Consider the following 14,977-nt stretch of genomic DNA (forward strand, 5'->3'; position numbering starts at 1 on the left):
CCGCGATTCACGCGGGTTGGAGGCCGTGCATATTCATGACACCCGATAGGATTCCTTCGACTATCCGTACCGATTGATTTTCCTAAGCTTAAATAATCCTATGAATGATTTGTGTCAGTGCCTCGCTAATTGGGGCAACTGGACGACCGAGCAATTTTTCCAAATCGTTGCTTTCGACTTCCAAAGTCCCTTCCCGGATGCCCTGCTGGATCCCTACGAGAATAGGGATGACGAAATCGGGTACGCCTGCACCTTTCATGATGTCGGCATATTTGGCATCATCGACTTGCAGCAAGGGTACTTCTTTCCCTATTGCTGTTCCAATAACGGACACCAGTTCAGCTTGAGTCCGTAATTTACCCGAAAGCTCGTAGACCGTATTCTCATGCCCATCTCCCGCTAATACCGCTGCTGCTGCCTCCGCGTAATCTTGTTGCGCTGCCCAGCCTGCCTTGCCTTCTCCGGCAGACGTCACCCACGGCGCTCCCGCCAGTGCACCTTGAATACTACCGATCTCATTCTCCAAGTACCAGTTGTTACGCAAGAAAGAATACGGGATTCCGGTTTGGACGATGGCTTCTTCCGTTACGCGGTGGACTAGAGCAAGGAACAACTTGCTTTCGCTTGCATTTGGCGCACTCGTATAGGCAATAAATCCAACTTGTGCCCGCTGTGCCGCCGCTACCGCATTAGTATGTTGACGTATTCTAGTCTCGTTGTCCCCGTCCGTAGATATGATCAATAGCCGATCGATTCCCGCAAAGGCGGAATCCAATGTTTCCGGGCGGTCAAAATCCCCGTGCCGAACTTCTACTCCTCGAGCTTGGAGCCCTTCTGCTTTCTCTGGATTGCGTGCGCTAACCGCAATTTGACTTGCGGGTACGGATTTCAATAACGTATCTACGATTTTCGTTCCCAATTTCCCTGTTGCACCCGTAACTAAAATTTTCATCTTGTTATTCCTCCTAGTAGGTTTTGTTGTAATATCTTATGTTATAACTGTTATAGTTACAACAAGTTTATAAAATAAAAGCTCTTGGGGGAGCTCTCATTTAATTGAATCTTGAAGTAAGTTGACTCAAAGTCGTTTGGGCTAGCCTTTGTTCCATAGCGGCTTGAGCTTCTTTCAATTCCGATTGAAGGACTGACTCGATGTTCCGGCCGACTAGGCATTTCACATTCGGGTCTTCGTGAACGCGGAATAATTGGTTTTGTTCAATCACATTTACAGCACGATAAACGTCAAGAAGCGTAATTTCCTCTGGCGGCTTGAGCAGTGAGGCGCCTCCTACCCCTGGTCGCACATCCACCAGCCCTACCTTCTTTAACATTCCCATAATTCTGCGGATGACCACAGGATTCGTGTTTACGCTGCCCGCAATGAAGTCCCCTGTCACGTTTGGATTAACGGAAATCAAGGAAAGGATATGAACCGCCATTGAAAAACGCGTGCTTATTTGCTTCAAGCTTTATCACCACCGTTGTAACCACTATAGTTATTACTTATTATGATGTCAAGAGCCAAATGACCAGGGAGTAAGCTTAACATTAAACAAAAACCGCGTAGCATCAAGCCTTCGCGGTTTTAATCGACTGACATTAGTATTTACGACCTGCTAAACGTCCGGAGCAGCAAGTTCAATGATTTTTGTAGCGATATTAAGGCAAAATTCACTGTCATGCTCCACAAAAAGAAGGGTTGGTGCGTATTCAAGCAATAATTCTTCAATCTGCATGCGCGAAATGACATCGACAAAGTTAAGCGGTTCATCCCAAATATGCAAATGAGCTTTCTCGCAAAGACTTCGGGCAAGGAGCACCTTCTTCTTCTGGCCGCCGCTATACGTAGAAATATCCTTTTCAAATTGAAGTCTGGAAAAATCAAGCTTCCTTAAAATGGCTTTAAATAAGCTTTCCTCAATCCCGTTATCTCTAGCATAGTCCGTTAAGTTGCCTTTTAAATGCGAGGTATCCTGTGAAACATACGAGATTCTTAGCTGACTTCCCTTTCTGAACGTTCCCGTATAGTTAATATTTTCACCGCGAATAAGTTTGATAATACTCGATTTTCCGGAGCCGTTTTTCCCTGAAAGCGCAATTCGCTCCCCCTGCTCAATAGTAAAACTAATGTCTGCGCACACCAACATCTCATCGTAATAGATCGATATGTGCTCAAGTTCAGCTAGTTGGTTTTTATGATAGGCAAGTTGGGAAATTTTTAAGCTGTCGGAGGTTTCGATGTTTTTAAGAAGCTTAGATTTTTCATCGATAGCCGTTTGCTGTCTGTTCTCGATTGTTTTAGAACGTTTCATCATTTTGGCAGCCTTGTGGCCAATATATCCTCTATCTACGCTGGAACCGGAGTTTGTTGTCCCGTTTTTCGTTTTTTCCACTGCGTGCGACCAATTGCTCTTTTGCTTGGCTGAATCCGACAATCGCTTAATGTCTTTTCTTAACTTTTCGTCCTCTGCCAGTTCGAATTGATCTTGCCTCTTTTTATTTTCCCACCAGTCGGAGAAATTTCCTCTCTGAACTTCAACGTTCGTCTTACTGATGGACAGGATATGGTCCACGCAGTTATCGAGAAAGGATCTATCGTGAGACACCAGTATAAATCCGCTCTTGGAATTAAGATAATGACTGACGATTGCTCGCCCTTCCCTATCCAGATGATTGGTTGGCTCATCAATTAGCAAAAATCGATTTTCCTTGAGAAATAAGGCAGCCAACAACACTTTCGTCTGCTCTCCGTTGGACAAAGTATCAAAAGGCCGATATAAAACATCCTCTGACACTTTGAGCAATGAAAGCTCCCGCATTAATTCCCAGTGAACATAGTCTGGAACGATGTCTCCAATGATATCGATCGTGTTATTTTGCCTGTCCTCGACATGAAATGGGAAATATTCAAAACCGACTTGAGCAGATATCTTTCCGCTGTAATCATATTTACCTTGCAACAAATGGAGAAATGTTGTCTTTCCCCTACCGTTTCTTCCCGTAAATCCTAATTTCCAATCGGTATCCAACTGAAAACTTACGTTGTCAAACAGGTTATCGTAGCTGCCCTCATAGGCAAAAGTTAGATTGGTAACGTTAATTAATGACATAAAATAATCCTCCTGCATTAGAAAATATAAAAGCTACAAGAAAGTTACTTTCTTGTAGCTCAAATAAATACAGTTAATCCAACCCGCTATAGAGTTAGACATGGATATATTTTTTGAGTGAAAAGAAGTGTAACTTTCTTGCATACAAAATAAAACATGCGATCACGATCGCTTTAATTGTTTTATTATGATTAGCAAGAAAAATCACATTCTCTTCAGCTCCCGTAATTAAATTAGATGTATTTTATCATAGGCATTTTGTAAATTCAACAAGCCTGAGCATGAAACGTTTCAAAAAGAAAAATCCCATCATGCTAAATAGCATGATGGGATAAGGTTACGCGACGATCAAATGATTAGTAAATGCCTGTTCCAGCGCGAAGGATGATTACCAGCAGAATGAAGAGTACCAGCGCGAATGCAGCTGCTTGCATGCCGCCGCCATAGCCTCCACAACTTCCGGCACCAACACCACCGACTTCATAACCCATGTATATCACCACCAATAGTTATTGTGATGTTACATCACCCGGTTAGTGTATGTTGAGATAAATATCCGGTATGTGCATCCGCACAGACGGGGCAAAAATTCGCATATTTTTATTTTGCCTCAATTTCCTTCAAGAGATCGATCATTTCCTGCGGCTCCACCCGTTGCATGAAATCAGGGTTAACGTAAGCGTGACGGACTATTCGGTCCTTGTCGATCAAGTAAGTGGCAGGTACGGGAAGCACCCAGCGATCGGTTGCATTGAACTCGGTCAAATCCCGCTTAAGCGTATATATGAACGTATTCTGAAGGTAATCGGGTAATTCAAATAAAAGGTTGTAACTTTCGGAAACAAGGCCATTCGTATCGCTCAACACTTGGAACGTCAGTTCTTCTTTCTCCGTCTGGGATATCGAGTTGTCTGGGCTTTGCGGAGAGACGGCGATCAATTGCCCGCCATGCTTGCGAAATTCGGACAATAATAGCTGGAAACCCCTAAGCTGGATATTGCAGTACGGACACCAACTACCGCGGTAGAATATAAGGACAACAGCACCTTTGGCAAGCTCGTCATACAAGGTTACTTGCTCGCCGAGCGGATTGCTCAAAGTAAAATTCGGAGCTTCGTCTCCTTCCTTTAATCCAAAAACGATACCGGATTGCTGCTGCTCCCGGATGTGTCGAAAAATGTTCATCTGAGCCTCTTCGGGCACTCGAGCAATAAAGCCCGTCTTCGCTTGTTCCAACTGTTCTTTAATCGACATGGCACTACTCTCCTTTATAATGTAAAATAGAAAAACAATCAAAAGATACCGTTCGGTATCTTTTGATTGTAACATTTAACCAATAAATGGCAAGATGCAATCTTATCATTTGTTATAATGAATAATTAGAACATTATTCGAGCGGAGGACTCATGAAAAAAGGCGACAAAACACGGGAACACATCATTATGAAATCTGCTGAACTGTTTAATCAGCAAGGATTCGCCGGTTCATCTTTAAACGATATTATTGCCGCCACCGGCATCCAAAAAGGGGGCATCTATCGCCACTTTCACAATAAAGACGAAATTGCTCTTGAGGCTTACAATTATGCCGCTTCTATTGTCGGCAACCGTTTATCCGAAGCTATCGGTAACGAGGAGTCCGCCACAGGCCGATTGCTCGCATTTTTCCGCGTCTATGAAGACGTCGTGAACAATCCCCCTTTCATCGGCGGATGCCCCTTGCAGAACACCGCCGTTGAGAGCGACGACACTCACCCGACTTTGCGACATAGAGCCCAGCAAGGTCTTTTCGTTACCTTAGATATGATAAAAGCAATTATTGAGGATGGCATAAAAAACGGTGAATTCAAGACGGATTTGGATGTCGATGCATTGGCCACATTTGCCTTCTCCTTATTGGAAGGCGGCATTATGCTGAGCAAGCTAGAAGGTAGCAATAGACATATGCACATGAATATCGCCAGCCTCTCTTCCTATCTTCGGCAATGTTGTTTTAGACGAGTAAAATGAATGGATACTTAAGGGAATTAATAAATAGTTAATATAAAGGAGATATAGTATTTACAAAAATACAAAAGGAGATCTTCCGCACATGAACGAAAACTTGTTCCACTTTCTCAATCAATTCGCTTCTAGATTCGATACGATAGACGATATTTTCGAATTTTTCGCGCAGGATATCGTATGGATCATCCTGATCGTGATGGCCGCTTTGTGGATTACGGCTAAGCCAGCCAATCAGAAACTGGTCTTCTACGCGGGATTATCGACCGCGATTGCCCTGCTTCTTGGATCGTTGTTGATTTCCCCGGCGATAAACCATCCTAGACCGTTCGTTGCGCACGAAGTTAATCAACTCATCCCGCACGCTGCCGACGCGTCGTTCCCGAGCGATCATGCCACGCTTGCCTTCTCGCTTGCGTTTAGCGTATGGTTCGTTCGCAAGAAATTAGGCTACATTCTGCTGGGCCTCGCCCTCTTGACGGGGATTGCACGGGTATATGTAGGCGTCCACTATCCGGGAGACATCCTTGGGGCCATCGTTTTATCCTTTATCGTTAGCTACTCCGTCTACCGCACGAACGGAAAAATGGACGTATTGCCGAACGGACTCATTAAGCTGTACCGCTCGTTGACAGTAAAGCTGAAGTTTTTACCCCGGCAATGAGCAATAAACGGTTATTCAGTCTATGGGCCAGCGCGGCTCTGTCCGCGCTCGTCATATTGCTGCTCTTTCCCTCGAATTCCTATAACGATCCGGATACGTTCTGGCATATCGAGAACGGTCGTTACATGATCGAGCACGGCACGATCCTCCATCATGCGATCCATACTTTTTACGGGGACAACTTGCCCTATATCCCTCATGAATTCGGGTTTCAGATCATCGAAGGATGGCTCTATACGGTTTTTGGTTGGCCCGGCACTTATCTATTGACCGCGACTAGCTTCGCCTTGCTTATCGTTGGCTTATATCGGTTAATGGAGGTGTCCAGGCAAGAACAAAATCTGCAAGGCCTGCCCCTCCTTTGTATGCTCTTCTTAGCATTAGCCGGCGCGTGGATTTATTACGTTTATTTTACGAGTCGTCCGCAAATGATCTCTGCATTCCTCATTGTCTGGTATTTCGTCTGGATGAGGCGTTACAAAATGTCGGGGGATGTTCGATACGGGGCAGCGATGGTTTTATTGTCGCTTGCCATCGCGAACGTACATACTGGAGTGTGGCTAGTCATCGCGGTGTTCTCGGGCATGCAAATTGCGGAAACATTGTTCGAGAGGCAAGGACGTAAACGCGACCTTGCCATCTATACGATAACCGCTCTAGCCGGCTTGCTTAATCCGGGAGGATATCGCAGCTTATTCTACATCCTTGCGGTTACGAAAAATCGTTTCAATCTCTTGATCGACGAATGGCAGCCCATTGATTACGGAAATTGGCAGAACATCCCGATCATCCTGGCGCTTATCTTCTTTGCTTTCGTGATTCCGTTCTCCCTGCACAAGAAAGTTTTCCGGATTTTCCTCATGATCGGAATTGCATACTTAGGCCTGTCGAATTACAAACAAAACTTGTTCTTATGGTTGTTTATCCTTTATTTCGCTGCATCCGCAATGGAGAAAGCCCCTCTCCTGCGCCGAACGCTGAACTTCCGCTTTTCTTTTGGCCCGCGTTACGCGTTTGCCGGCATGGCGGTCGGGTTGATCTTGAATTTGGCATTCGTCTTTGCTTTCCCTCCGAAGACCGATGCCAAAGACTATCCTGTAGACGAAATGAATTACGTGATGGCGCAAACTTCTTCCGGCGTTCGGCCTAAAGTTCTCGCCCGATACGGCGCTTCCGGTTATGTTATGTTCCGCGGAGCGAACGTCTTATGCGACGGCAGGCAGGATCCGTTCGTGACCGATGCTTCCAGGGGCGCCTTCGGTTGGACCGCGTTCGAGCGGTCGATGTACGGCTTCTCGGATAAGCTGCCCGAGATCGTCAAGGCCGATCGACCCGATTACGTTATCGCGCACAACACCGTTTCCGGGAACTTGCTTCAGCAATGGACTAGTGCTTTCGGACAACCGGTCTATCAAGGAAGATACGGCAGCGTATTCGAGATTCGCAAGCTTGAATAATACCAGAAAGGGGTTGATCCCGGGACACGGTGCCCTACGATCAACCCCTTTCGCATAGACAGGTTATCCGCGAAATCGATACCCTGCTCCCCACACGGTTTCGACGAAGTTGAGATTCGGATGAACCCTCTCCATCTTCTCCCTGAGCTTTCGGACGTGGACGGTAACCGTTTGCGTATCCCCCATGGAATCGATTCCCCATAGCCGCTCGAACAAATGGTCTTTGCTGAACACCCGATTCGGATGGCTCGCCAAAAAATAGAGCAAATCGAACTCTTTGACCGTTAACGTGACTTCCTCTTCTTTAACGTATACCCGCCTCGACTCCGGATCGATCCGAAGCTCGCGGAATTCGATTTCGCTCGATTCAGGTTTCCTTCCTTTCAACCGTTCATACCGATTCAAGTGCGCTTTTATTCTCGCTACCAATTCCGCTGGTTTGAACGGTTTCGTCATATAATCGTCGGCCCCGAGATCCAATCCCCGAATAACATCGATGTCGTCCCTGCTTGCCGTTACCATCAGCACTGGAATGTCGACTTCTTCGCGTATTCGTTTACACACTTCGAAGCCATTTAATTTCGGCAGCATCACATCGAGCACGACCAGATCGAATTGCCCGCTTAACGTTTTCTCAAGCCCCAACTCTCCGTTGTCGGCAATTTCCGTGCGGTAGCCGCTCGCTTCCAAGTAATCGCGCTGAAGCTCGGCGATGGATTTATCGTCTTCTACGATCAAGATCGAAATTTTCTTCATGATCGGTTCAGTCCCTCCTTGCGATCGGCAAAGTTATTATGATACGGGATCCGGCTCCCTCTTCGCTCTCCGCGCGGATATTCCCGCCGTGAGCGGATACGATCTGCTTCGCGATCGCAAGTCCGAGGCCGCTACCTCCCGTCTCGGCGCTTCGCGAACGCTCCGCCCTATAGAACCTGTCGAATACGTAAGGCAGAGCTTCATTAGGAATCCCCGAGCCGTTATCCTCGATGACGAGCAACAACTCGCGCTCCGTCTTCGCAGCCAGACGGATTTCCTTATCCGCTTTGTCCATGAATTTCAAGCTGTTCTGAATGATATTGTTAAGAACCCGACGGAACGAGTCCCCATCGATCGTGATGGCGGAATCCGGGTCGACCTGAATATCGGATACGAAATTCACGCCCGTTTTCTCTAACTCGAAGTGCAATTCTTCCGCCAAGTCGTTCAAGAAATCATCGATTTTCACCGTTTCGAAGGAGAAAGGCATGCTGTGCAAATCCAATTTGGAATATAAAAACAGCTCATCGATCAGACGATCCATTTCTACCGCTTTCGCCGCTATCGTTCGCATGTATTTTTCCGTCTTTTCCGGGGAATCGGCGATGCCTTCCAGCAATCCGTCTACATAACCCCGAATGGAAGTAATCGGCGTCTTCAAGTCATGCGAGATGTTCGCGATCAACTCCTTGCGGTTCAGCTCGTACTGCGCTTGAACGGCTATGGAATCGCGAAGCCGGGAACGCATTTCTTCGAATGCCGTACCTAACTGGCCGATTTCATCCTTACCTTTGATCATTACTGGCGTCTCGAGCTTGCCGTCTTTGAACTGCATGGCGGACTTTCGAAGCTCCATTAGCGGCTTGATAATTTTCTTGGACATATATAAGGTCAATAACGCATTTGTCAGCACGAGTATAACTATGGCCGATACCAACAAGTATGGGGAATATTTTCTAGCAAAATAGATGAACGGATCGACCTTCGTGATCAAATAAAGGTTAACCGTATCGACGCTTCCGAAGTCGTATCGGACGAATTGATAAAATTCGTTCCCGTAAGGCTTCGTTGGAGATACGAATCGATCTCGGGAACGCTGGAATGCCGGTAATTCCGAGATGAGATCCGTATTGGATTGAATTCCATCGGAAGCGAATAATACGCGGTTTCCCGAGCGGATATAGAGATAAGTATCCTTGCTCGTCAGTTCGGCCGACAAATCATTTAAATATTTTTGATCTTTGAGCAAAGCCGGATCTTGTTCGATCGCATGCTTGATCAAGCGGTGATAGTCGCTTTCCTCGAGTCCTTCGATTTTCGTTTCGTATAGCTTCTTCAAATTTTGCAGGTCTCCTTGATATACGACGACAAGCAACATCGCCGTCAAGACCAGAAGCACGAGAGGTACGATAAGCATCGCTAAATAGGACAAAATCAACTTTAATCGAATCGACATGACAATCGCGCACCTCGTCTAAGAATCGTGCTAAGCTTTGCCTATTTCGACCGAGCTTCTTTTACCGAATAGTTCGGCGGGCATAAGGAAGTAAGATAACCCGACTATCCCGTATAAGCAGGCGCATAGCAGAAACGGAGATGCCAAGCTTCCCTTAGCCACTGCCCAACTGCCGATCAACGGACCGACAACGACTCCCATACCTTCCAAAGATGAAAGGATCCCCCATCCCATGCTTGGCGATTGGGCGGGAACGTGACGGGACAACAGAGCGTTCCATGCAGGCAAGAGCATCGCATAGGCGAAACCCATGACGACCGCCATCATAGTTGCTCCCGTTAATGAACTTACGGTCGTCAGCCCGGCTAAAGAAACCGCGAAGAGTCCGAAACCGCACACCAGAAACCATCTGCTCTTGGATGAATCGTACCATTTCCCCATCGGAACTAGCAACAAGACAACGCATGCGCCTCCCAGAACCATGACGAGCGAAAGCTCAGAATTCGTTAACGCCAATCGCTGAGATGCGAAGCTGGACAGGAACGGAACGATGATTCCGGCCCCCATCGTTTGCAGCAAGATAGCCGGCACAATTATTCGGTTGTTTTTCAAATTTTCTCGCATCAACTTTAACTGTTCCATCGCCGACACGCGTCCGAGCTTAGCGACATGTTCGAGAGGGAATCGGCAAAGACAAACGATGAGCCATCCTGTCGTAAGGAACGCCGACAGCGCGATAATGCCGATGCCCAATCCCCCGTCCAACACCAAATTCAGCATAACGGGACCCAAGCCTAAGCCAGCCATCCAGAAGGCATATAAGATCCCCATGCGCTCAGCCCGATTTTCCTCCTTTACGTGCCTCACGCCGACAAGCCATATCGGAGATAAACCTATCCCCATTATTCCGGACGATAAGACGGTCATCCAACCGAAACCGGTCGACAACGATAAAACTAGTCCGCATACCGTTAAAGCGAATCCGACCTGAAGAACCATTTTGGGCGAATATCGATCGAGCAAATAACCTGCGAAAGTCTTGATCGCGCTATCTGCCAAATAATGAGCGGAGACGGCAAGCCCGACGAAAGCAGCGGCAGCATTCGCATGCTGAACAGAATAATAGGGCAAGAAGGAGATCAGATAAGCGCCTCTTAACCATTCCGCGACGAACAATAACAGGGCGGCCGGGAGCATGGAACCCGGTACGAGCTTTCTCCATTGAGTATTAAACATGTACGCTAACGGCCTTTCTATCCGAAGTTACGATACCCGGAGTTGCCCCATCGACAAGCCCGTCGAACGATAAAGCCTCATAGCATATGAGCTGCGCGGAATCGCCGCGATACGCTTCCGCCATCGCCTCTCTCATGCGCTCGGCGTGCGAAGAATCCAAAGCAAGTCGCAATTGCACCGATAATTGTTCTTTACGATAGGCGACACCGATCGCGCCTATGCCGACTAAATAATCGGCATTTCCCCTTTCCTGACCCGGAAGCGGCCGGTATACGATCGCCGGCAACGACAAGGCCAGCGCTTCCGTTAACGTAATGCCGCCCGCCTTCGTCAACATGCAATCGGCTAGAACCATTAATTCATGCACTCTCTCCGCGTAGGCAAGCACGCGCACTCTGTCTAATCCTCCATAAGCTGCGTCTACATTGTACTTGAGCTTATCATTTTTGCCGCAGACGACGATCAGATCACATTCCGTGTCCTTCAAGACGACGTCGATCATCGATCGAACGGAAGCTTGCACGCCGTAGGCGCCCGCCATAATTAGAACATAGCGCCGCGATGAGTCTAATCCGTATTGCTTGCACAAATCTTCTCGACTCACGGGCTTCGAGAACTGTTCCCGAAGCGGAATGCCGGTTACGGATATTCGGTGGTCGGGTACTCCGGCTGCCGATAGCGCCTTCTTTAACGATTCGGACGCTACGAAATAACCCGTCGTACTTGGATGAATCCATCGACTGTGAAGAACATAATCGGTCATCACCGTAAACGTCGGTATACCGTGATTGTCATGACGTCTTAGCTCATCCGCCGCAAGTTGCGGAAACGTGTGGATGATTAAATCCGGCCGCTCATCCTTCCATAACTCGAGAAGGCGCTTCTTGCCGATCGAATGGAAAAGGCTACCGAGCCATACGCTCGTTTTGCGATTCGTTAAGCGGTAGAGAAAACCGTATATTCGGGGAGCATAGATTGCGCTTTGCAAATAGAAGAAACGGCTGACCGCATTGATATGCGGATGAGCTTCCTAGAATAGATCGATTAATCTTACGTCGTGAATGCCCCTGGAGGCGAACGATTGTTTAAGCGCCAAAGCGGCTTGCAAATGTCCGTCCCCGAAGGAAGAATAGACGATCATGACCTTCGCGTCCGATTTCATGGGATCTCCCCCCTTACGTCCTGGATTCGAGAATGAAATCTCTTCTCGACTTCGTCAAATAAACGACCAATCCTACGATCGTAATCAGGAAAAAGACGGTCACAAGTTCGGAACCAAGACCGAGCCCTCCATCATCCCTCGACTGCGTCAAGTAATCCCCCACGGAGGCGCCGAATGGCCGAGTCAGTACGTAGGCGATCCAGAATGCGGTTACCGCATTCAATCGTAACCGATAATAAGCGAACGTCACGATCGCGATGGCCGCGGTGAATAGTACCGTAGACCAACCGTACCCCAGGTCGATGCCTTCCGACAGCAGATCGCCAGCTGAAGTTCCCAGAGCGAACGTAATCAAGATGACCAGCCAATAAAAGACCTCGCGTCTTCCTGGGTAGATGGAATGAATCGATAGCGTTTTCTCGGCTCTGAACCACGCCGTAAAAGCGATTATCAACGCAACGGAGAAAATAATCGTTGTCGTCTCTAACGGCACGCCGTAATTATCAGTGAGATTGTCGGTTATCAACGTCCCGACGACGCTGATCAGAACGACAACGAGCCAGTAAATGCCAGGAACATAGCGCTTGGCTCTCATCTGAACGATCCAAGCAAGGAGGAAAACGCCACACATAAACAACGTCGTATTCGTTAATCCCCAGCTCAAGTTGAAGTTCAAGTAATCGGCGGCCGTCTCCCCGACCGTGGTCGCCATCACTTTGATGATCCAGAAATAAATCGTCACTTCCGGCACCTTGTTCAAAAGATTGGAAATCGGTTTTTCTTTTACGTTTGCGTTCACTTCCTAATCCCCCTTAATAAGTCGTCATCGATCTACACAACTAACGATACTTGGAATTAGTGAAGCGCCCATGAACAGTTTCTTAACAATTTATTAACTCGCTTGATTGAATTAACAGTGATGAGTCTATTAAATAAATCAAAAAAAAAGCCAACCAGTAATAATATCTGGTCAGCCTAATGACGGTTTTAACTGTGACCTAGAACTGAAATCCCGAGCCGAATAGATCGTCATCCGTATCCGATGATTCGCGCATCGCCTCGATTCCCGTTAATTGGCCAAGGCTCTGCAAGGGATATGCCGCCGCTCTTTCCAGCAACTTCAGCAGTTCGCGGGCCATCTCGGCAACGGTCTCCTCGCGGAACAAGCAGGAACGATAATCAAAGGCAAAAACTAATGCCCCTTCTATTTCTTCCGCTTGTAGCACGAGATCAAGCTTAGCTCCGGTGAAATTCCACGGCAGCGCACGCCACGCAAGTTCCTCCGCGTGGGACGGCGCTGGATCCGTGTTCTGCATAACGAACATCGTCTCGAACAGCGGATTCCGGGTTGCTTCCCAACGAACAAGCCCCCGCTCGTCAAGCAACTCGGTAAGATCCTCTGCGGCCAGCCATGGATGCTCGAACGCTTCCAGGAGACTTACTTTCACCTCTGCAAGCCATTCTTCGAAAGAAAGCGTAGATTCGGGACGGCTGCGTATAGCCCACGTTTGCAGCAGCAATCCAGCGGTCTGCGCCAAATCGGGATGCATTCGACCTGCTGATGGCACTCCGGTCACGACATCCGTTGTCCCCGACCAGCAACCAAGCAATGCTTGATAGGATGCAAGTATAACCATGAACATGGTCGTCCCTGTCCGATAGGCAAGACGCTCCAAATCTGTTTTCATAGGACTTTCAATGCGGAACGTATACCGGTCTGCTTTGTCCAGCTCCGAAAGATCCGATATCGATCGTCTGTCGCGGTCATAAGGCAATTCGAAGTCCGGTATGCCGTCTGCGAACTTCGATGACCAATATTTCCGCATTCGATCCCACTCCGATTCGTTCCGAAGCTTGGCGATCCATTCGCCGTAATCTTTGAACTGCGCCTTCACCTCCGGCAATGGCCGGTTCTCGTAGAGCGCAATCAGGTCGCTTACGAGAATGCCCGACGTCACCCCATCGGATACGGCATGATGAATGTCGAGGAGCAGAAGATGGTTCTCCGGCGCCATCCTTACAAGTCCGACGCGAAAGAGCGGCGATCGGGTTAGATCGAACGGGCGAAGCCACGCTTGCGCCGCTGCTTCCCAGTTCCCCTCGATCCCCGAGAAGAACGCTTCCTCGTCCAATGTTTCCAGATCAACGTTCGTCTCCGCATGAACGATCTGTACCGATTGACCTTCCGATTGGCCGAAGGAGGTTCGAAGCGAATCATGCCGATTTACTAGTTGGGTTAATGCTTCCTTCAGCCTGTCTTCGTCCAGCTTTCCCTCAAGCTCCAGCACCGACGGCATATGGTAAGACAAGCTGCCGGGACTGCGAGATTCGTGAAGAAGCATTTGCTTCTGCACGGGAGTAATCGCGTAGTGCGGCTGCTCCGGCGCCCGGGGAATGGAGGAATAGAAGGCTTCGGCTTCATATTTCAGCTCTAATTTTCCGGATAGTTTGCGAATCGTCGGATACAGGAATATATCTTTTACCGATACTTGAGCGCATCTCCATTCTCCTATGCGCGCCGCCAACGTCGCCGCCTTCAGCGAGTGACCGCCGATGGCGAAGAAATCATCGTCGATGCCGACTTTGTCCCGTTGTAGGAGTTCCTCCCATAACTCGGTCAATTGCTGTTCCATCTCCGTGGTCGGCTCTGCGTACACCACGCCCGTGGCCACTTCCTCTTCCGGCGCAGGTAGTGCTTTCCGGTCCGCCTTTCCGCTCGCTGTCAGCGGCATCCGCTCCAACTGCGCGAACAGCGCCGGGATCATATAGTCCGGTAATCGCTCCCCGCAATGTTGGCGCATCTCGCTCGACGTAAAAGCGCGATCAGCTACGATGTACGCGACTAGACGTTTGTCGCCGATACCATCTTCCGCTGCTACGACTGCCGCCTCCGACACCGCTTCGTGCGTCAACAGCGTTCGTTCGATCTCGCCCATCTCGATCCGGTACCCCCGGATTTTCACTTGATCGTCGATTCGGCCCAAGTATTGAATTTGACCGTCCGCCGTCCAGCGGGCCAAATCTCCCGTCCGGTACATGCGCGTCCCCGGCAAGAATGGATTCGCCACGAACTTCTCCGCCGTCAGCTCCGGCTGGTTTGCATACCCTGCCGCCACTTGCACACCCGCGATGC

General features: G+C 48.5%; 15 protein-coding genes. 3 read left to right on the top strand and 12 right to left on the bottom strand.

Translation table 11 applies throughout. The features are described from left to right. Window positions 1–88 precede the first annotated feature (88 nt). The 5 genes from L3D05_RS25820 to L3D05_RS25840 form a co-directional block, all read right to left on the bottom strand. Window positions 89–952, bottom strand: coding sequence for an SDR family oxidoreductase (locus tag L3D05_RS25820; RefSeq protein WP_239619245.1), 864 nt, complete (start codon window positions 950–952; stop codon window positions 89–91). Between the two features lie 100 nt (window positions 953–1,052). After that, on the bottom strand, window positions 1,053–1,466 hold the full coding sequence (locus tag L3D05_RS25825; protein ID WP_239619246.1) for an Rrf2 family transcriptional regulator: 414 nt from the start codon (window positions 1,464–1,466) through the stop codon (window positions 1,053–1,055). A 150-nt stretch (window positions 1,467–1,616) separates the two neighbouring features. Beyond that, window positions 1,617–3,110, bottom strand: coding sequence for an Lsa family ABC-F type ribosomal protection protein (locus tag L3D05_RS25830; RefSeq protein WP_239619247.1), 1,494 nt, complete (start codon window positions 3,108–3,110; stop codon window positions 1,617–1,619). Window positions 3,111–3,466: 356 nt separating this feature from the next. Then, a complete protein-coding gene (locus tag L3D05_RS25835) occupies window positions 3,467–3,601 on the bottom strand; it encodes a sporulation protein YjcZ (protein WP_239619248.1) in 135 nt (44 codons plus the stop codon). Window positions 3,602–3,710: 109 nt separating this feature from the next. After that, a complete protein-coding gene (locus tag L3D05_RS25840) occupies window positions 3,711–4,364 on the bottom strand; it encodes a peroxiredoxin-like family protein (protein WP_239619249.1) in 654 nt (217 codons plus the stop codon). Between the two features lie 152 nt (window positions 4,365–4,516). Between L3D05_RS25840 and L3D05_RS25845 the strand changes: the two genes are divergently transcribed. The 3 genes from L3D05_RS25845 (at window position 4,517) to L3D05_RS25855 (ending at window position 7,234) form a co-directional block, all read left to right on the top strand. Further along, window positions 4,517–5,119 (top strand): TetR/AcrR family transcriptional regulator, encoded by a 603-nt coding sequence (locus tag L3D05_RS25845; RefSeq protein ID WP_239619250.1) that lies wholly within the window; start codon window positions 4,517–4,519, stop codon window positions 5,117–5,119. Window positions 5,120–5,201: 82 nt separating this feature from the next. Further along, on the top strand, window positions 5,202–5,777 hold the full coding sequence (locus tag L3D05_RS25850) for an undecaprenyl-diphosphatase (protein WP_239619251.1): 576 nt from the start codon (window positions 5,202–5,204) through the stop codon (window positions 5,775–5,777). Next, window positions 5,774–7,234 carry a hypothetical protein gene (locus tag L3D05_RS25855; RefSeq protein ID WP_239619252.1) on the top strand — a complete coding sequence of 487 codons (1,461 nt, stop codon included), beginning with the start codon at window positions 5,774–5,776 and terminating at the stop codon, window positions 7,232–7,234. Before L3D05_RS25850 ends, L3D05_RS25855 begins: the two co-directional genes overlap by 4 nt. A gap of 63 nt (window positions 7,235–7,297) precedes the next feature. On the opposite strand, the gene L3D05_RS25860 is transcribed toward L3D05_RS25855, so the two are convergent. The 7 genes from L3D05_RS25860 to L3D05_RS25885 form a co-directional block, all read right to left on the bottom strand. Continuing rightward, the gene (locus tag L3D05_RS25860) at window positions 7,298–7,990 is read right to left on the bottom strand and encodes a response regulator transcription factor (protein ID WP_239619253.1); all 693 of its coding nucleotides are present in this window, start codon (window positions 7,988–7,990) and stop codon (window positions 7,298–7,300) included. 7 nt (window positions 7,991–7,997) lie between these two features. Then, on the bottom strand, window positions 7,998–9,446 hold the full coding sequence (locus L3D05_RS25865; protein ID WP_239619254.1) for a sensor histidine kinase: 1,449 nt from the start codon (window positions 9,444–9,446) through the stop codon (window positions 7,998–8,000). A 30-nt stretch (window positions 9,447–9,476) separates the two neighbouring features. Beyond that, window positions 9,477–10,682 carry an MFS transporter gene (locus L3D05_RS25870; RefSeq protein ID WP_239619255.1) on the bottom strand — a complete coding sequence of 402 codons (1,206 nt, stop codon included), beginning with the start codon at window positions 10,680–10,682 and terminating at the stop codon, window positions 9,477–9,479. Further along, the gene (locus L3D05_RS25875; protein WP_369418012.1) at window positions 10,675–11,697 is read right to left on the bottom strand and encodes an MGDG synthase family glycosyltransferase; all 1,023 of its coding nucleotides are present in this window, start codon (window positions 11,695–11,697) and stop codon (window positions 10,675–10,677) included. Before L3D05_RS25875 ends, L3D05_RS25870 begins: the two co-directional genes overlap by 8 nt. A gap of 15 nt (window positions 11,698–11,712) precedes the next feature. Then, window positions 11,713–11,844, bottom strand: a complete 132-nt coding sequence (locus L3D05_RS26560; protein ID WP_255807903.1) for a hypothetical protein — start codon at window positions 11,842–11,844, stop codon at window positions 11,713–11,715. Between the two features lie 13 nt (window positions 11,845–11,857). Continuing rightward, window positions 11,858–12,643, bottom strand: a complete 786-nt coding sequence (locus L3D05_RS25880; RefSeq protein WP_239619257.1) for a COG4705 family protein — start codon at window positions 12,641–12,643, stop codon at window positions 11,858–11,860. Window positions 12,644–12,842: 199 nt separating this feature from the next. Continuing rightward, the coding region (locus L3D05_RS25885; protein WP_239619258.1) for a condensation domain-containing protein at window positions 12,843–14,977 on the bottom strand (2,135 nt) is incomplete at its 5' end.

Source organism: Cohnella mopanensis (assembly GCF_022352055.1).
Taxonomy (GTDB): domain Bacteria; phylum Bacillota; class Bacilli; order Paenibacillales; family Paenibacillaceae; genus Cohnella; species Cohnella mopanensis.